Annotated in this window: 18 protein-coding genes; 7 read left to right on the top strand and 11 right to left on the bottom strand. The window is 72.1% G+C overall.

Going from position 1 to position 17,026, the window contains the following annotated elements:
• The first annotated feature begins 16 nt into the window (after window positions 1-16).
• On the top strand, window positions 17-526 hold the full coding sequence (locus AB0F56_RS06260; protein ID WP_362004641.1) for an HAD domain-containing protein: 510 nt from the start codon (window positions 17-19) through the stop codon (window positions 524-526).
• 48 nt (window positions 527-574) lie between these two features.
• On the opposite strand, the gene argH is transcribed toward AB0F56_RS06260, so the two are convergent.
• Together argH and AB0F56_RS06250 are read right to left on the bottom strand one after the other, a co-directional pair.
• Window positions 575-2,002 (bottom strand): argininosuccinate lyase, encoded by a 1,428-nt coding sequence (gene argH / locus AB0F56_RS06255; RefSeq protein ID WP_362004639.1) that lies wholly within the window; start codon window positions 2,000-2,002, stop codon window positions 575-577.
• Window positions 2,003-2,084: 82 nt separating this feature from the next.
• Window positions 2,085-3,278, bottom strand: a complete 1,194-nt coding sequence (locus tag AB0F56_RS06250; RefSeq protein ID WP_362004636.1) for an argininosuccinate synthase — start codon at window positions 3,276-3,278, stop codon at window positions 2,085-2,087.
• 150 nt (window positions 3,279-3,428) lie between these two features.
• Between AB0F56_RS06250 and AB0F56_RS06245 the strand changes: the two genes are divergently transcribed.
• The gene (locus tag AB0F56_RS06245; protein ID WP_362004633.1) at window positions 3,429-4,838 is read left to right on the top strand and encodes an MFS transporter; all 1,410 of its coding nucleotides are present in this window, start codon (window positions 3,429-3,431) and stop codon (window positions 4,836-4,838) included.
• 28 nt (window positions 4,839-4,866) lie between these two features.
• Here the strand turns inward: AB0F56_RS06245 and AB0F56_RS06240 are convergent, their stop codons facing one another.
• Genes AB0F56_RS06240 through argC form a run of 5 tightly spaced genes read right to left on the bottom strand, consistent with a single transcriptional unit; the run spans window position 4,867 to window position 9,736 of the window.
• Window positions 4,867-5,403, bottom strand: a complete 537-nt coding sequence (locus AB0F56_RS06240) for an arginine repressor (RefSeq protein ID WP_362004631.1) — start codon at window positions 5,401-5,403, stop codon at window positions 4,867-4,869.
• A gap of 7 nt (window positions 5,404-5,410) precedes the next feature.
• On the bottom strand, window positions 5,411-6,643 hold the full coding sequence (locus AB0F56_RS06235; RefSeq protein WP_362004628.1) for an acetylornithine transaminase: 1,233 nt from the start codon (window positions 6,641-6,643) through the stop codon (window positions 5,411-5,413).
• The gene (gene argB / locus AB0F56_RS06230; protein WP_362004625.1) at window positions 6,640-7,548 is read right to left on the bottom strand and encodes an acetylglutamate kinase; all 909 of its coding nucleotides are present in this window, start codon (window positions 7,546-7,548) and stop codon (window positions 6,640-6,642) included. Before argB ends, AB0F56_RS06235 begins: the two co-directional genes overlap by 4 nt.
• Complete coding sequence (gene argJ, locus AB0F56_RS06225; RefSeq protein WP_362004623.1) at window positions 7,545-8,711, bottom strand: bifunctional glutamate N-acetyltransferase/amino-acid acetyltransferase ArgJ; 1,167 nt, start codon at window positions 8,709-8,711, stop codon at window positions 7,545-7,547. Before argJ ends, argB begins: the two co-directional genes overlap by 4 nt.
• Window positions 8,708-9,736: an N-acetyl-gamma-glutamyl-phosphate reductase gene (gene argC / locus AB0F56_RS06220; RefSeq protein WP_362004620.1), complete on the bottom strand. Its 1,029-nt coding sequence runs from the start codon at window positions 9,734-9,736 to the stop codon at window positions 8,708-8,710. The genes argJ and argC overlap by 4 nt, the downstream gene beginning before the upstream one ends.
• Before the next feature lie 113 nt (window positions 9,737-9,849).
• Between argC and AB0F56_RS06215 the strand changes: the two genes are divergently transcribed.
• Window positions 9,850-10,518 carry a helix-turn-helix domain-containing protein gene (locus AB0F56_RS06215; protein ID WP_362004618.1) on the top strand — a complete coding sequence of 223 codons (669 nt, stop codon included), beginning with the start codon at window positions 9,850-9,852 and terminating at the stop codon, window positions 10,516-10,518.
• Between the two features lie 32 nt (window positions 10,519-10,550).
• A complete protein-coding gene (locus tag AB0F56_RS06210) occupies window positions 10,551-11,063 on the top strand; it encodes a DUF3291 domain-containing protein (protein WP_362004615.1) in 513 nt (170 codons plus the stop codon).
• Here AB0F56_RS06210 and AB0F56_RS06205 read toward each other — a convergent pair.
• The gene (locus AB0F56_RS06205; protein ID WP_362004613.1) at window positions 11,041-11,457 is read right to left on the bottom strand and encodes a VOC family protein; all 417 of its coding nucleotides are present in this window, start codon (window positions 11,455-11,457) and stop codon (window positions 11,041-11,043) included. The two genes, AB0F56_RS06210 and AB0F56_RS06205, sit on opposite strands and share 23 nt — an antisense overlap.
• A gap of 39 nt (window positions 11,458-11,496) precedes the next feature.
• The gene (locus tag AB0F56_RS06200; RefSeq protein ID WP_362004610.1) at window positions 11,497-11,910 is read right to left on the bottom strand and encodes a helix-turn-helix transcriptional regulator; all 414 of its coding nucleotides are present in this window, start codon (window positions 11,908-11,910) and stop codon (window positions 11,497-11,499) included.
• Between the two features lie 177 nt (window positions 11,911-12,087).
• On the opposite strand from AB0F56_RS06200, the gene AB0F56_RS06195 reads away from it, so the two are divergent.
• The 3 genes from AB0F56_RS06195 to AB0F56_RS06185 all read left to right on the top strand — a co-directional run bounded on the left by AB0F56_RS06195 (window position 12,088) and on the right by AB0F56_RS06185 (window position 15,101).
• The gene (locus AB0F56_RS06195) at window positions 12,088-12,858 is read left to right on the top strand and encodes a DUF2071 domain-containing protein (protein WP_362004607.1); all 771 of its coding nucleotides are present in this window, start codon (window positions 12,088-12,090) and stop codon (window positions 12,856-12,858) included.
• Window positions 12,859-12,926: 68 nt separating this feature from the next.
• Complete coding sequence (locus AB0F56_RS06190; protein ID WP_362004604.1) at window positions 12,927-13,406, top strand: sigma factor-like helix-turn-helix DNA-binding protein; 480 nt, start codon at window positions 12,927-12,929, stop codon at window positions 13,404-13,406.
• Window positions 13,407-13,499: 93 nt separating this feature from the next.
• Window positions 13,500-15,101, top strand: coding sequence for an ABC-F family ATP-binding cassette domain-containing protein (locus AB0F56_RS06185; RefSeq protein WP_362004602.1), 1,602 nt, complete (start codon window positions 13,500-13,502; stop codon window positions 15,099-15,101).
• Window positions 15,102-15,103: 2 nt separating this feature from the next.
• On the opposite strand, the gene AB0F56_RS06180 is transcribed toward AB0F56_RS06185, so the two are convergent.
• Both AB0F56_RS06180 and AB0F56_RS06175 read right to left on the bottom strand, forming a co-directional pair.
• Window positions 15,104-16,273 (bottom strand): methyltransferase, encoded by a 1,170-nt coding sequence (locus AB0F56_RS06180; protein WP_362004600.1) that lies wholly within the window; start codon window positions 16,271-16,273, stop codon window positions 15,104-15,106.
• A gap of 53 nt (window positions 16,274-16,326) precedes the next feature.
• Complete coding sequence (locus AB0F56_RS06175; protein WP_362004597.1) at window positions 16,327-16,902, bottom strand: histidine phosphatase family protein; 576 nt, start codon at window positions 16,900-16,902, stop codon at window positions 16,327-16,329.
• Window positions 16,903-17,026: the final 124 nt, after the last annotated feature.

Here is a 17,026-nt window from a genome sequence, read left to right as displayed (position 1 = left end):
AAGGAATGCTGTGAACATGACCAAGCCGCTGCTGCTCATCGACGTGGACGGGCCGCTGAATCCGTACGCGGCCCAGGCTGAGCGCCGCCCGGAGGGCTACACGACGCACCGGATGCGACCGGACGGCTGGCACGACACCAAGCCGCTGCGGGTGTGGCTGAACCCCGAGCACGGCGCGGAGCTGCTGGCGCTCGCCGAGGCGTACGAGCTGGTGTGGGCGACGACCTGGAAGGGCGAGGCGAACGCCTGGATAGGGCCGCATCTCGGGCTGCCCGAGCTGCCGTTCATCGATTGGCCCCAGATGCACGGAAAGGCCCCTCGCGGGACCTTCTGGAAGACGCAGTACATCCTGGAGTACGCGGAGGGCCGGCCGTTCGCCTGGGTGGACGACGACATCACGTCGTACGACCGGGAGTACGTGGACCGGAACCACCTCGCCGCCGCCCTGCTCCTGCACGTCGATCCCCGGCTCGGACTGCTCCGGCCGGACTTCGACGCGCTCGCGGAGTGGGCGGCGGCGGTGTGACGGTGCTGGTGGTTACTGCTCGGCTGAGGGTTGCTGCTCGGCCGAGGGTTACTGCTTCGCGGTGGCCCAGGCGTGCTGGATCACCAGGTCCGCCTTGACCTCGACCAGCTGGGCGGCGACCGCCGACGGGGCCGTACCGCCGCGGCCGTCGCGGGAGGCGAGCGCGCCAGGGACGTTGAGGACCGTGCGGACCTCGGGTGTGAGGTGCTCGGAGATCTTGGCGAACTGGTCGTCCGTGAGCTCGTCCAGCTCCTTGCCCTCCCCCTCGGCGACCTTCACGCACTCGCCGGCCACCTCGTGCGCCACCCGGAACGGCACGCCCTGCTTGACCAGCCACTCGGCGATGTCGGTCGCGAGCGAGAAGCCGGCCGGGGCCAGCTCCTCCATCCGCTCCCGGTTCACGGTGAGCGTGGCCATCATGCCGGTGAAGGCGGGCAGCAGGACCTCCAGCTGGTCGCAGGAGTCGAAGACCGGCTCCTTGTCCTCCTGGAGGTCGCGGTTGTACGCGAGGGGCAGCGCCTTGAGCGTGGCCATCAGGCCGCTCAGGTTGCCGATCAGGCGGCCCGACTTGCCCCGCGCCAGCTCGGCGATGTCCGGGTTCTTCTTCTGCGGCATGATCGACGAGCCGGTGGAGAAGGCGTCGTGCAGCGTCACGAAGGAGAACTCCTTCGTGTTCCAGATGATGATCTCCTCCGCGATACGGGAGAGGTTGACGCCGATCATCGCGGTGATGAAGGCGAACTCGGCGACGAAGTCGCGCGAGGCGGTGCCGTCGATGGAGTTGCCCGCCGAGCCCCGCTCGAAGCCGAGGTCCTTGGCGACCGCCTCCGGGTCGAGCCCGAGGGAGGAGCCGGCCAGGGCGCCGGAGCCGTACGGCGAGACCGCGGTACGGGTGTCCCACTGCCGCAGCCGCTCCGCGTCCCGGGAGAGGGACTGGACGTGGGCGAGGACGTGATGGGCGAAGAGCACCGGCTGAGCGTGCTGGAGGTGGGTCCGGCCCGGCATGGCGACGACCGGGTGGGCCTCGGCGAGGCCCACGAGCGCGTCCTGGAGGTCGGCGATCAGGCCGCCGATGATCCGGGCGTGGTCGCGCAGGTACATCCGGAACAGCGTCGCGACCTGGTCGTTGCGGGACCGGCCGGCGCGCAGCTTGCCGCCGAGGTCGGGGCCGAGGCGCTCCAGGAGGCCCCGCTCCAGGGCGGTGTGGACGTCCTCGTCGGCGATGGTGCCGACGAAGGAGCCGTCGGCGACGTCGGCTTCGAGCTGGTCGAGGCCGGCGAGCATGCGCGTCAGCTCGTCCTCGGTGAGCAGCCCGGCCTTGTGGAGCACGCGCGCGTGGGCGCGGGAACCGGCGATGTCGTACGGCGCGAGGCGCCAGTCGAAGTGGACCGACGCGGACAGCTTCGCCAGGGCCTCGGCCGGACCGTCGGCGAAACGGCCGCCCCAGAGCCGTACGTCACCGTTGTTGCTGCTCACAGCTGCTGCTCCTCGGGAGGGTGGGTGCAAGGCCGCCTCCCCGGTCCCTGCGGTGGGGAGGCGGCTGTGGAACGAGTCGTGGTTACGCGAGGTCACGCCGGGCGGCGATCTTCGCGGAGAGCGCGAAGATGTCGATGAAGCCCTGCGCCTTGGACTGGTCGAAGGTGTCGCCCGAGTCGTAGGTCGCGAGGTTGAAGTCGTACAGCGACTCCTCGGACTTCCGGCCGGTGACGACGGCGCGGCCGCCGTGCAGGGTCATCCGGACGTCGCCGGTGACGTGCTGGTTGGCCTCCTTGATGAAGCCGTCGAGCGCGCGCTTGAGCGGGGAGAACCAGAGGCCGTCGTAGACGAGTTCGCCCCAGCGCTGCTCGACCTGCCGCTTGTAGCGGGCAAGTTCACGCTCGACGGTGACGTTCTCCAGCTCCTGGTGGGCGGTGATCAGGGCGATCGCGCCGGGAGCCTCGTACACCTCGCGGGACTTGATGCCGACGAGCCGGTCCTCGACCATGTCGATCCGGCCGACGCCCTGGGCTCCGGCGCGCTCGTTCAGCTGCTGGATCGCCTGGAGGACGGTGACGGGCTTGCCGTCGACGGCGACGGGGACGCCCTCCTTGAAGGAGACGACGACCTCGTCGGCCTCGCGCGGGGTGGCCGGGTTCGCGGTGTACTCGTAGATGTCCTCGATCGGCGCGTTCCAGATGTCTTCCAGGAACCCGGTCTCGACGGCGCGCCCGAAGACGTTCTGGTCGATGGAGTACGGGGACTTCTTGGTGGTCGCGATCGGCAGGTCGGCCTTCTCGGCGAAGGCGATGGCCTTGTCGCGGGTCATGGCGTAGTCCCGGACCGGGGCGATGCACGTCAGGTCGGGGCCGAGGGCCTGGATGCCGGCCTCGAAGCGGACCTGGTCGTTGCCCTTGCCGGTGCAGCCGTGGGCGACGATCCCGGCGCCGTGCTTCTTGGCGGCGGCGACGAGGTGCTTGACGATGGCGGGCCGGGAGAGGGCGGAGACGAGGGGGTAGCGGTCCATGTAGAGGGCGTTGGCCTGGATCGCCGGGAGGCAGTACTCCTCGGCGAACTCGTCCTTGGCGTCCGCGACCTCGGCCTCGACGGCCCCACAGGCGAGGGCGCGCTTACGGATGACGTCCAGGTCCTCGCCGCCCTGACCGACATCGACGGCGACCGCGATGACCTCGGCGCCCGTCTCCTCGGCGATCCAGCCGATGGCGACGGAGGTGTCCAGGCCACCGGAGTAGGCGAGTACGACACGCTCGGCCACGGGTTTCTCCTTACCTTGCAAGCGCTGATATGCATGAGTATGCATTGCTCTGCATGATTCGTCAATCGGGGTCCTGAGGGGACGCCCGCGTGTCGACGGCAGGGTGGGGCGATGCCAGCATGAGAGGGAGAGCGGGAATCGAGGTGCTCGATGAAGGCTCCGTCCGAGAACCGCGCCGCGCGGGGGACGGGGCTGTTCAGCGGGCGGGATCGGGCCGTGATCGCGGCGGCCGCGCTGTCCATGCTGATCGTGCAGATGGACTGGTTCGCGCTCAACCTCACGCTTCCCGTGATCGCCCGGGACTTCCACGAACCGACCACCGATCTGCAGTGGCTGGTGAGCGGGTACATGCTCACCCTGGGCGCCTTCATGATCACCGGCGGGCGGGTCGCCGATGTCCACGGCCGGCGGCGGACGCTCGTCTGCGGACTCGTCGGGTTCGGGGCCGTCTCCGTCTTCTGCGGCCTGGCGCCGTCCACCGGGTGGCTCGTCGCGGGGCGGGTCGTGCAGGGCGTGACCGCCGCCTTCGTCTTTCCCGTCGCCGTCGCCGTCGTCACCGGCTACTTCCGGGACGACCGGCAGGGCCGGGCCGTCGGAACGGTCCTCGCCTTCAGCGCCGTGGGCACCGCCCTGGGCCCGTTCGTCGGCGGGACGCTCGCCGAACACGTCAGCTGGCGTGCCGTGTTCTACCTCAACGTGCCGATCTGCGCCGCCGCCGTGTTCCTGATGCTCCGCCACGTCCCGGAGACCCGCGACACCCAGGCCTCGGGTCGGCTCGACCTGACCGGCGCGGCCGCCATCGCGGGCGGGCTGACGCTGGTCATGCTCGGCGTGGACCAGGGCGCCTCGTGGGGCTGGGCCGCCCCGGCCACCTGGGGCTGCCTCCTCGCCGGAGCCGTGCTCCTCGCCCTCTTCGCCCGTATCGAACGGCGCAGTGAGGAACCACTGCTCGACCTCGGACTGCTGCGGAACGGCCCGTTCGTCACCATCACCCTGGCCGGGTCCCTGTCCAACGTCGTCTACTGCCTCGTCGCCGTCTTCTCGGCGCTCTACCTCCAGCAGGCGCGGGGCCTGTCGCCCTTCACCTCGGGGCTGATCTTCCTCGCGCTCTCCGTCGGCGCGGGTACGGCCAGCTACTACTCGGGGCACCTGGCGCACCGATGGCGGCCCGAAGTACTCATGGCCGGCGCCATGTTCCTCAGCGGCACCTCGCTGCTCGCCCTCACCTGGTCGACGCCGATCGGCCTGTACCTGGTGGTGTTCGCCGTGGTCGGGGCGGGCCTCGGCCTCGGCTGGGCCCTGACGAACGTCGCCACCCAGTCGTACGTACCGGAGACCCGCCTCGCCGCCGCGTCCGGCTTCGTCCTGACGTCCCTGGTCCTGCTCGGCGCGCTGGCCGTCGCCGTCGCCTCGACGGTCCTCGAGGCGCTCAGCGGCTCGGCGTCCCGCGCGGCCTCCGACGGCCCGGCCATCGAGCTGGTGCTCCGCGCCGCGGCCGTACTCGCCCTGCTCGGCGGAGTGCTCCTGCTCCGCCTGGTCCGCCGGCCGGAACGGCCGTAGGGGGCGGAGTCGGCCGCGTCCCGCAGCCCTAGCGGTCGTTCTGCGCGAGCCTGAGCAGGTGGTCGGCGAGGGCCTGGCCGCCCGACGGATCGCGGGAGATCAGCATCACGGTGTCGTCGCCCGCGATCGTGCCGAGGATCGGGTGGAGTTCGGCCTGGTCGATGGCCGACGCGAGGAACTGGGCCGCGCCCGGCGGGGTCCGCAGGACCACCAGGTTCGCGGAGGCCTCGGCGGAGATCAGCAGCTCGCCGGAGAGGCGCCGCATGCGCTCCTCCTTGGCGGACTCGCCGAGCGGCGCCTGCGGGGTGCGGAAACCGCCCTCGCTGGGAACCGCGTAGATCAGCTCGCCGCCCGTGTTGCGGATCTTCACCGCGCCGAGCTCGTCGAGGTCGCGGGAGAGCGTCGCCTGGGTGACGCTCAGCCCGTCGTCCGCGAGGAGCTTGGCGAGCTGGCTCTGCGAGCGCACCGGCTGCCGGTTGAGGATGTCGACGATCCTGCGGTGGCGTGCGGTACGGGTCTGCGGAACGGACGGCCCGCCGTGCTCGGTTTCCTGCGCGTCGGTCATCGTCGTCTCATTCTCCGGTTCGTCCTTGCCCGTTCACCGCTCCGTCGAGGACACCGGGCAGCGCTGCCAGGAACGTGTCCACCTCCGCGTCGGTGATGATCAGTGCCGGCATGAGCCGTACGACATCGGGGGCGGGCGCGTTGACCAGGAGACCGGCGTCCTGAGCCGCCTGCTGCACCTGGGGCGCGAGGGACTCGGTGAGCACGATACCCAGCAGGAGGCCCGCACCACGGACATGGGAGACCAGCGGGTGGTCCAGGCCCTCGATTCCGCTCCGCAGCCGCTCGCCGAGCCGCTTGACCTCGTCGAGGGTTCCGCCGGCCGCGAGGGTGTCGATCACCGCGAGCCCGGCGGCGCAGGCGACCGGGTTCCCGCCGAAGGTCGTGCCGTGGTGACCGGGCTCGAAGAGCTCGGCCGCCGCACCGAAGGCGACGGTCGCGCCGAGCGGCAGCCCGCCGCCGAGGCCCTTGGCCAGGGTGACGATGTCGGGGTCGACCCCGTCGTGCCCCTGGTACTCGAACCAGTGCCCGCCGGTCCGGCCGACGCCCGTCTGGACCTCGTCGAGGACCAGGAGGGTGCCCGTGGCCCGGGTGATCTCGCGGGCGGCCTGGAGGTAACCGGCGGGCGGCACGACCACGCCGTTCTCGCCCTGGATCGGCTCGATGATCACGAGCGCGGTCTCCTCGGTGACCGCGGCGCGCAGCGGCTCGACGTCTCCGTACGGCACGTGCGTGACGTCACCGGGCAGCGGCAGGAACGGGGTCTGCTTGCCGGGCTGGCCGGTGAGGGCGAGCGAGCCCATGGTCCGGCCGTGGAAGCCGCCCTGGGTCGCGACCATGTGGGTACGGCCGGTCAGCCTGCCGATCTTGAAGGCGCCTTCGTTGGCCTCGGCGCCGGAGTTGCAGAAGAAGACCCTGCCCGGCCGGCCGAAGAGCTGGAGCAGCCGCTCGGCGAGCGCGACGGGCGGCTCGGCGACGAAGAGGTTGGAGACATGGCCGAGCGTGGCGATCTGCCGCGACACGGCCTCGACGATCGCCGGGTGCGCGTGGCCGAGCGCGTTGACCGCGATGCCGCCGACGAAGTCGAGGTACTCGGTGCCGTCGGCGTCCCAGACCTTGGCGCCCTCGCCGCGTACGAGGGACAGCTTCGGCGTGCCGTAGTTGTCCATGAGCGCGCCCTGCCAGCGGAGGGCCAGGCCCGCGTTGCCCGCATCCGCGTTGCCCAGGTCCGCGTTGCTCATTTCCCGTCCCCCGTCGTGTCGTCGGGCACGACCATCGTGCCGATGCCCGAGTCGGTGAAGATCTCCAGCAGGATCGAGTGCTGGACGCGGCCGTCGATCACCCGGGCCGTGGTGACCCCGTTCCGTACGGCGTGCAGACAGCCCTCCATCTTGGGGACCATCCCGCTGGAGAGCTCGGGCAGGAGTTTCTCCAGCTGGCTCGCGGTGAGCCGGCTGATGACCTCGTCGCTGTTCGGCCAGTCCTCGTAGAGGCCCTCGACGTCGGTCAGGACCATCAGGGTCTCGGCGCCCAGCGCCGCAGCGAGAGCCGCAGCCGCCGTATCAGCATTGACGTTGTAGACATGTCCGTCGTCCTCGGAGCGGGCGATGGAGGAGACGACCGGGATCCGGCCGTCCTCCAGGAGCGCCTCGATGGCGCCGGTGTCGATGGCGGTGATCTCGCCGACCCGGCCGATGTCGACCTGCTCGCCCTCGATGACCGGCTGGTGCCTGGTGGCGCTGATGGTGTGGGCGTCCTCGCCGGTCAGACCGACGGCGAACGGTCCGTGCTGGTTGAGCAGGCCGACGAGTTCGCGCTGCACCTGGCCGGCGAGCACCATCCGTACGACGTCCATGGCGTCCTCGGTGGTGACCCGCAGTCCGGCCTTGAACTCGCTGACGATGCCGTGCCGGTCGAGCGCGGCGCTGATCTGCGGTCCGCCGCCGTGCACGACGACCGGCTTGAGACCGGCGTGGCGCAGGAAGACGACGTCCTGGGCGAAGGCCGCCTTGAGCTCGTCGTCGATCATCGCGTTGCCGCCGAACTTGATGACGACCGTCCTGCCGTGGTGACGGGTCAGCCAGGGCAGCGCCTCGATGAGGATCTCGGCCTTGGGCAGGGCGGTGTGCTTTCTGGTCTCGGTCATGACGAGTACGCGCTGTTCTCGTGGACGTAGTCGGCGGTGAGGTCGTTGGCCCAGATGACGGCCGTCTCGGAGCCGGCGGCGAGGTCGGCGGTGATGGTGACCTCGCGGTAGCGCATGTCGACGAGGTCGCGGTCCTCGCCGACCGAGCCGTTCTTGCAGACCCAGACGCCGTTGATGGCGACGTTCAGCCGGTCGGGCTCGAAGGCTGCGGCGGTCGTGCCGATGGCGGAGAGCACCCGGCCCCAGTTGGGGTCCTCGCCGTGGATGGCGCACTTGAGGAGGTTGTTCCGGGCGATGGAGCGGCCCACCTCGACGGCGTCGTCCTCGGTCGCGGCGTTGATCACCTCGATACGGATGTCCTTGCTGGCGCCCTCGGCGTCGCCGATGAGCTGGCGCGCCAGGTCCTGGCAGACGTCCGTCACGGCCTCGGCGAACGCGGCCTGCTCCGGGGTGATGCCGGAGGCGCCGGAGGCGAGGAGGAGGACGGTGTCGTTGGTGGACATGCAGCCGTCGGAGTCGACCCGGTCGAAGGTGACCTTGGTGGACTGCCGCAGCGCGGCGTCGAGGTCCTTGCTGTCGACGTCGGCGTCGGTGGTGAGGACGACGAGCATGGTGGCGAGGCCGGGGGCGAGCATGCCCGCGCCCTTGGCCATGCCGCCGACGGTCCAGCCGTCCTTCGTGACGACGGAGGTCTTGTGGACGGTGTCGGTGGTCTTGATGGCGATGGCGGCCTTCTCGCCGCCGTGCTCGGAGAGTTCGCCCGCGATCTTCGCGACGCCGGCCAGGACCTTGTCCATGGGCAGGAGGAGACCGATGAGACCGGTGGAGGCGACGGCGACCTCGCCGGCACCGATGTTCGTACCCCGGGCGGTGAGCACCTCGGCGACCTTCTCGGCCGTCGCGTGGGTGTCCTGGAAGCCCTGGGGGCCGGTGCAGGCGTTGGCGCCGCCGGAGTTGAGGACGACGGCTGCCAGCTCGCCGGTGCTGAGGACCTGCTGGGACCAGAGGACGGGCGCGGCCTTGACGCGGTTGGAGGTGAAGACTCCCGCGGCGGCGCGGCGCGGCCCGGTGTTGACCACGAGGGCCAGGTCCGGGTTGCCGTTCTCCTTGATCCCGGCGGCGATGCCCGCCGCCGTGAATCCCTTCGCCGCTGTGACGCTCATGGAGCGACTCCAATCGTGGAAAGTCCGGTGTCCTCGGGGAGGCCGAGGGCGATGTTCATGCTCTGCACCGCACCGCCTGCGGTGCCCTTGGTCAGGTTGTCGATGGCGCTGATCGCGATGATCCGGCCCGCCGCGACGTCGTGGGCGACCTGGATCTGAACGGCGTTGGAACCGTATACGGACGCGGTGGCCGGCCACTGCCCCTCGGGGAGCAGATGGACGAAGGGCTCGTCCGCGAAGGCCTTCTCGTACGCGGCGCGCACGCCCTGCACGGTGACCCCGGGCTTCGCCTTGGCGGAGCAGGTGGCGAGGATGCCGCGGGACATGGGCGCGAGGGTGGGCGTGAAGGAGACACCGACGCGCTCGCCGGCGGCGGCGCTGAGGTTCTGGATCATCTCGGGGGTGTGCCGGTGGCCGCCGCCGACGCCGTACGGGGACATGGAGCCCATGACCTCGCTGCCGAGCAGGTGCGGCTTGAGGGCCTTGCCTGCGCCGGAGGTGCCGGTGGCGGCGACGATCACCGCTTCGGGCTCGGCGAGGCCGTTCTCGTACGCGGGGAGGAGTGCGAGGGAGACGGCGGTGGGGTAGCAACCGGGTACCGCGATGCGCTTGGACCCCTCCAGCGCGGCGCGGGCGCCCGGCAGTTCCGGGAGGCCGTAGGGCCAGGTGCCGGCGTGCGGGGAGCCGTAGAAGGTCTCCCAGTCGGCGGAGTCCTGGAGCCGGAAGTCGGCGCCCATGTCGACGACGAGGGTGTCCGGGCCGAGCTGCTCGGCGACGGCGGCGGACTGCCCGTGGGGCAGCGCGAGGAAGACGACGTCGTGGCCCGCGAGCGCCTCGGCGGTGGTCGGCGCGAGGACGCGGTCGGCGAGCGGAAGCAGGTGCGGCTGAAGACCGCCGAGCTTCTGACCGGCGTTGGAGTGGCCGGTCAGGGTGCCGATCTCGACATGGGGGTGGGCGAGGAGAAGACGCAGGAGCTCTCCGCCCGCGTATCCGCTCGCGCCCGCCACTGCTGCTCGTACCGTCATCAGAACCCTCCTCATGGATGGCATGACTATACGCATAGCCGCAGGTTTATGCAAAGCCGTAGGGGCGACTCCTGCTTTCTATCTGCAACCTCCATTGTTCCTAGACTGGCGAGATGGAGGACATCGACGCGATCGCGATGCTGCAGGACCCGGTACGGCGGCGCCTGTACGAGTACGTGGCGGCCCAGGGGCGCGAGGTCGGCAGGAACGAGGCCGCCGAGGCGGCCGGGGTGGCGCGCACGCTCGCCGCGCACCATCTGGACCGGCTGACCGAGGCCGGGCTCCTGGAGAGCGGGAGCCGACGGCTGACCGGGCGTTCGGGGCCGGGGGCGGGGCGGCCCGCCAAGGTCTACACGCGGGCGCGGGCCGAGTGGTCGGTGGCGCTGCCCGCCCGCGACTACCGCACCGCCGCCGAACTGCTCGCCGAGGCCGCCGAGCAGGCCGGGCTCGACGCCGGGCTCTGCGCGGCCGCCCGCCGCCGGGGCGAGGCCCTGCGCGGCTCCGCCGCGCCCTGCGGCGACCTCGACGAGGCCACGCGGACGCTGGCCGCTCGCGGATACGAGCCGCACATGGAGGACACCGAGGGCGCCGCGCGGGTCGTCCGGATGCGCAACTGCCCCTTCCACGCCGTCGCCGAGCGTTTCCCGCCCCTCGTGTGCGGCATGAACCTCGCCCTCCTGGAGGGGCTGCTCGGCACGGACGGCCCCCTCCGCGCCCGGATGGACGCGCGACCGGGAGAGTGCTGTGTCGTGGTCGAAGACTCTAAAAACAATGACGATTGACATAGAAAAGGGGGCCGTGCTGGGATGACGCCATGACCTCACCCGTGCGCGCCCTCCACCTCGCCCAGCTCAACGTCGCCACGCTCCTCCACCCCATCGACGACCCGCGCATCGCGCCGTTCGTCGAGATGCTCGACCCGGTCAACACGGCGGCCGACGGCGCGCCCGGCTTCGTCTGGCGGCTCGTGGAGGAAGGGGCGCCCGACGCCACGGGCCTGCGCCCGGCGGGCGAGGACGTCATCGTGAACCTGTCGGTGTGGGAGAGCCAGGACGCCCTGTGGGACTTCGCGTATCGCAGCGGGCACCTGGAGGTCATGCGGCGGCGCCGCGACTGGTTCGCCCGGCACGTCGAGGCGCACCTGGTGCTCTGGTGGGTCCCCGCCGGGAACGTCCCGACCGTCGGCGAGGCCCTGGAACGGCTTGCGGAGCTGCGGGCGCACGGGCCGTCGCCGCGCGCGTTCACCTTCGCCGCCTCGTACACCGCCGACGAGGCCGCCCCGCACCTCCAGAAGGTCCGCCAGGTCAGGACTTTCGGGGCTGGTTGAAGCGGAGCAGGTTCCCGGAGGGGTCGCGGAAGGCGCAGTCACGGACTCCGTACGGCTGGTCGACCGGCTCCTGGAGGACCTCTCCCCCGGCGGCCCTGATGCGCTCGAACGTGGCGTCGACGTCGTCCGTCTGGAAGATCACCCCGCGGAGCAGGCCCTTCGCGAGCATCTCCGCCATCGCCCTGCGGTCCGCGGGTGAGGCGTTGGGGTCGGCGAGCGGCGGTTCGAGGACGATCTCCACGTCGGGCTGCTCGGGCGAGCCGACCGTGACCCAGCGCATCCCCTCGAAGCCGACGTCGTTACGGACTTCCATGCCGAGGACGTCCCGATAGAAGGTGACCGCCTTGTCGTGGTCGTCGACCGCGATGAAGCACTGTGCGAGCTTGATGGTCATGGCTCCGACGATAGGAGCCGGGGACGGATTCCGCTGCCGCTACGGGACGTGAACCGCCGCGCCGTTCCTGACCGGACGCGTGTGGATCTTCGCGAGACAGGCCGGGATCGGGGCGCCCGCCTCGTGGCAACGGGCCCGGTAGGCGCTCGGGCTCTCGCCGACGAGCTCGGTGAAGCGCGTGCTGAACGAGCCCAGGGACGTACAGCCCACGGCGAAGCAGACCTCCGTGACGCTCAGGTCACCGCGGCGCAGGAGCGCCTTCGCCCGCTCGACGCGACGGGTCATCAGATAGCTGTACGGCGTCTCCCCGAAGGCGGCACGGAAGCTGCGGGAGAAGTGCCCGGCCGACATGAGGGCGATGCGCGCGAGGGCCGGAACGTCCAGCGGCTGGGCGTAGTCGCGGTCCATCGCGTCGCGTGCGCGGCGCAGGCGCACCAGGTCTTCGAGCGTCACGTCAACCAGCATCGCAGACGGGTGTGACAGCGGCGGCCGACGAGGGCGGGGGCGTCGATGTCGACGGAGCCCGGGCAGGGGGACGGCGGGGCGCGGACGACAACGGCGGGACGGCGGGGCGCGGCGGAGCCCGGGGGTGACCGCCTCGGCCGGGAAGCGCTCTGCGATTCTTGCGCCGTGCCGCAGCCCGAGTCCGTCGTGCCCGACGCCCCCGCCCTCATACGCGACCCGCTCCTCACCCAGGAGTGGCTCGACCTCGCCTTCGTCCACTGGGCCGTCGACCCGGACGTCGTGGCCCCGCTCCTGCCGAGCGGAACCGTGCCGGACACCCACGACGGGGTCACTTACGTGGGGCTCGTGGCCTTCCGGATGCACAAGGTCGGGTGGCTGCGGCTGCCGGGGATCCCGTACCTGGGCTCCTTCCCTGAGACCAACGTGCGCCTGTACTCGGTCGACGAGCACGGGCGGCGCGGTGTCGTCTTCCGGTCGATGGACGCGTCACGGCTGATTCCGGTGGTGATGGGGCGTCTCGGCTTCCAGCTGCCGTACCTGTGGTCCCGGATGAGCGTCCGTACTGAGGGCGACACGGTCGACTACACGAGCTCCCGCCGCTGGCCGGGCCCGCGCGGGGCGTACAGCCGGCTCCGGGTGGAGCGGGGCGAGCGCATCGAGGAGCCCACCGAGCTCGAGCACTTCCTGACCGCCCGCTGGGGCCTGCACAACGCGGTCTTCGGCGCGTCGGCGTATCTGCCCAACCACCATCCGCGCTGGCCGCTCTACCGGGCCGAGCTGCTCTCCTGCGAGGAGAACCTGCTCGCCGCGGCCGGGCTCCCGACGCCCAGCGAGGCGCCGGTCAGCGTCCTGTACTCGCCCGGGGTCCCGGTCCGCCTCGGCCGGCCGTCCCGGTCCGCCCCGACCGTGCCCCACCCCCGCAGGCCACCGCGCTAGGGGCTGTCACATCGCCCTCCAGGGGCGCGTCATCGCTTCGAAGGACGATGCGGAGGAGTGAGGGCCCCATGGACGGCGACACGTTTCTGGCCGGGCAGTTCGACCTGCACCACGAGCGGCTGTCGGCGCTCGCCCGGCGGCTGCTGGGCTCGCGGCACGAGGCCGAGGAGGCGCTGGGCGCGGCCAGGACCGCGGCCGGGCGCTGCGGGATCGACTCCTGGCTGACGGCGGTGGTCGCGCGGGTGTGCGTGGAGCGGCTGCGGACCCGGGCGGCGGGCCTCCCGTACGAGCCGCCGATGCCCGAGCCTGAGGCGATGGCCCTCGCGGACGGGACGGGGCTCGCGCTCTTCGTGGCCCTGGACTCCCTCACCCCCGACGAGCGGCTCGCCCTCGTCCTGTACGACCTGTTCGCCCTGCCGCTGCCCGAGGTCGCCCGCCTCACCGGCCGCACGACGACGGAGGCGGCGCGCCTCGTCCGGGGCGCCCGGCGGCGCGTCCGGGGTGGCCCCGCGGAAAACGGCATGCGCCCTGTCAGGGGCCTCCGTTAGCCTCGTACGCATGTCTACGCCCCGAGTCTCCTAGCTCAAGGACCCACTTCCACGCCACCCGTGTGTCCTTCTGCTTTCTCGGAGCGTTACCCCATGATCACCGTTCGTGCCGCCGACGTGCGCACCGGCGCCCGGCTCCTGCTGTCCGACCTCTCCTTCCACGTCGCCCCCGGCGACCGGATCGGCCTCGTCGGTCGCAACGGAGCGGGGAAGACCACCCTGCTCGACACCCTGGCCGGGCTGCGCCCGCCGGCCGCCGGGACCGTCTCCCGTACCGGCGCGGTCGGCCATCTCGCGCAGGATTCCCACGCCGCCGACCCCACCGTCTCCGTCACCGACCGCATCCTCTCCGCGCGCGGCCTCGACCGGGCCATGCGCGCCCTGCACACGGCCGCCGGCGCCCTCGGCGAGGCCCCCGACGAGCGGCGCATGGCCTTGTACGCCCGCGCCGAGGCGGAGTTCGAGGCCCGCGGCGGGTACGCCGCCGAGGCCGAGGCCGCCCGGGTCGCGGCCGGCCTCGGCCTGCCCGCCGACCTCATGGACCGGGCGGTCGGCACGCTCTCCGGCGGCCAGAAGCGCCGGGTCGAGCTGGCCAGGATCCTGTTCGCCGGGCACGGCCGCGAGGGCACGCTGCTGCTCGACGAGCCCACCAACCACCTCGACGCCGACTCGATCGGCTGGCTGCGCGGCTTCCTCGCCGCCCACCAGGGCGGACTCGTGCTGATCAGCCACGACGTGGCACTCCTCGCCGACACGGTCAACCGGGTCTTCCACCTCGATCCGGCGCGCGCCACGATCGACGTGCACAACACCGGCTGGGCGCGGTACCTCGCCCAGCGGGACGCCGACGAGCGCCGCCGGACCCGGGAGCGCGCCAACGCCGAACGCAAGGCGGCCTCGCTGCACGCCCAGGCGGACAAGATGAAGGCACGCTCGGCGACGGCGACGACGGCCCGGAGCATGGCGCGCCGCGCCGACCGGCTGCTCGACGGGCTCGACCCGGTGCGGCAGGCCGAGCGCGTCGCGCGGATCCGGCTGCCCGAGCCCGCGCCGTGCGGCCGGACGCCGCTGGGCGCGGTGTCGCTGACCAAGTCCTACGGGGGCGGTCGACCGGTCATCGACGGCGTCGACCTCGCCGTGGACCGGGGCAGCCGGCTCGTCGTGCTCGGCCTCAACGGCGCGGGCAAGACGACCCTGCTGCGGCTCCTCGCGGGGGTCGAGGTGCCCGACTCGGGGCGGGTGGTGCGCGGGCACGGGCTGCGGATCGGGTACTTCGCGCAGGAGCACGAGACGCTCGACCGCGGTCGCACGGTCCGCGCCAACCTGGCGGCCGCGGCGCCCCATCTGACGGACGGTGAGGTACGGCGGGTCCTCGGGGCGTTCCTCTTCCGCGGCGACGACGCCGACAAGGCGGCCGGGGTGCTTTCGGGCGGCGAGAAGACGCGGCTCGCGCTGGCCGGTCTGGTCCACTCGGGCGCCAACGTCCTGCTGCTCGACGAGCCCACGAACAACCTGGACCCCGCCTCCCGCGACGAGGTCCTGGCCGCCGTCGGCACCTACCCGGGCGCGATCGTGATGGTCACGCACGACGAGGGGGCGATCGACGCGCTGCGTCCCGACCGGGTGCTGCTGCTCCCGGACGGCGACGAGGACCTGTGGAGCGAGGAGTACCGGGAGCTGGTCGCGCTGGCCTGAGGTCAGCCGGCCCGACCCGTCCGCTTCACCGCCCGCAGGACCACGAACTTCGGGTCGCTCGCGACCAGTTCGCAGGAGCCGAAGATCCGGCGCAACGTGACGTGGTAGCCGAGGTGCCGGTTGCCGACCACCCACAGCTCGCCGCCCGGCCGAAGGACGCGCCGCGCGTCGGTGAACATCCGGCGGGCGGTGCGGTCGGTGGTGGCCTGGTGGCTGTGGAAGGGCGGGTTGTTCAGGACGAGGTCGACCGACTCGGCGGCGAGCTCGGCCGTCCCGTCGCCGACCACGAAGTCGGCGGTGCGGCCGGGCGCCGCGTGGGTACGGAAGTTCTCCTCGGCCGAGGCGACGGCCTGGTACGACTCGTCGGCGAAGACCAGCTCCGCCTCGGGCTCGGCGAGCGCGACGGCCAGGCCGACGACCCCGTTCCCGCAGCCCAGGTCCACGACCCGGGCGCGGCCGAGGTCGTTCGGCAGGTGCTTCAGGAAGAAGCGGGTGCCGATGTCGAGGCGGTCCGCGCAGAAGACGCCGGCCTGGTTGACGACGGTCCGCCCGGCGACGGTACCGGCGTCGGCGGGGAGGTCGTAGCGGTACGGCCAGGGGTTCGCGGCCCGGTCCCGCGCAGGGTCGGGGGTGCAGAGGATCAGCCGGGCCTTCTTGGCGGCGAGCGAGGTGCGCGTGGGGCCCAGGATCGATTCGAAGAGCTGGAGCGTGGAGGTGTGGATCTCCTTGACCATGCCGGTCCCGACGACCACCGTGCCCTCGTGCAGGGCGGGTGCGAGCCGGTGCAGCTGGTCCTCCAGGAGCGCGAGGCTCTTGGGGACGCGCACGAGCAGCACGTCGATCCGCTCGGGCGGCGCGTCCTGGGTGGTGAGGAGCCGTACCGCGTCCGGGGCGGCGCCCGAGCGGGCCAGGTTCTCGGTGGTCGCCCGGCGGCCGAGGTAGGAGTCGGAGATCTGCGCGAGCGCGCCGGGGCGGCGGGCCGCGAGCGCCGTCGTGAGGGCGCCCCAGCGGTCGCCGACGACGGCGACCGTGCCGGACAGATCGGTGTCCGTCTCGGCGAGGTGGCTCAGCAGGTACTCGTCGGACGCGTCCCAGGCACGGAGCTGGTCGCGCGGGTCCTCGGGGAAGCGGGCGAGCGGGAACTCGCCCCATGACGTGGTCAAACGGTTCATCGTGCTCTCAGGCTAGCCGCTCGCCGCGCCCCACCCGGCCGGGCCGCCCGCCTTCAGCCCACCGCCGCCTGGAGGTGGAGGTGCCAGAGCCCCGGACGTCCGGTGAGGGTGACCGTGGACAGCGGGCGGACGTCCACGTTCCAGAAGGTGGCCGGCGGCGCCTTCAGGGCGTACACGAGGGCGGCCCGGACGACGGAGGGTTCGGCGACGGCGACGATGGAGCCGTCGTCGGCGGGGCGGGTGTCGAGCCAGCTCCCAATCCGCGCGATGAAGGCGAGCAGGGTCTCGCCGCCGTGCGGGGCGATGCGCGGGTCGGTGAGCCAGGCGTCGACGGCGGCGGGTTCGAGCGCCGCGACCTCCGCGAGGGTCAGTCCGCGCCAGCGGCCCATGTCGCACTCGCGCAGGGCGGGCTGGGCCAGCGGGGCGTAGCCGAGCGCGGTGCCGGTGGCCCTGGAGCGGGGCGTCGGGGAGCAGTAGCGCAGCTCGGCCGCGCCGAGCGGGACCAAGGAGTGCGCGGCGAGCTGTACCTCGTACCAGCCGGCCTCGTCGAGCGGCCGGTCGTCGTCGAACCGCTCGGCGAGCAGGGAGGAGCTGCGCGCCGCTGCGACGAGCGTGACCCGTAGACCCATGGGCGCGATCGTGAGGCCGGACGCCTTGCAGGTCAAGAGGGCATATGCGCGGGCTCAGGTCACGACCGAGGGCGGATCGGGGGCGGTTGCTGTCCGGCAAGCGTCCCCTTGTCCGGAATCGTCA

The sequence above is a fragment of the Streptomyces sp. NPDC026092 genome, from assembly GCF_040638605.1.
In the GTDB taxonomy this organism is placed as follows: domain Bacteria; phylum Actinomycetota; class Actinomycetes; order Streptomycetales; family Streptomycetaceae; genus Streptomyces.
The sequence above is the reverse complement of the archived record's forward strand: the minus strand, read 5'-3'. Positions and strand labels throughout refer to the sequence as shown.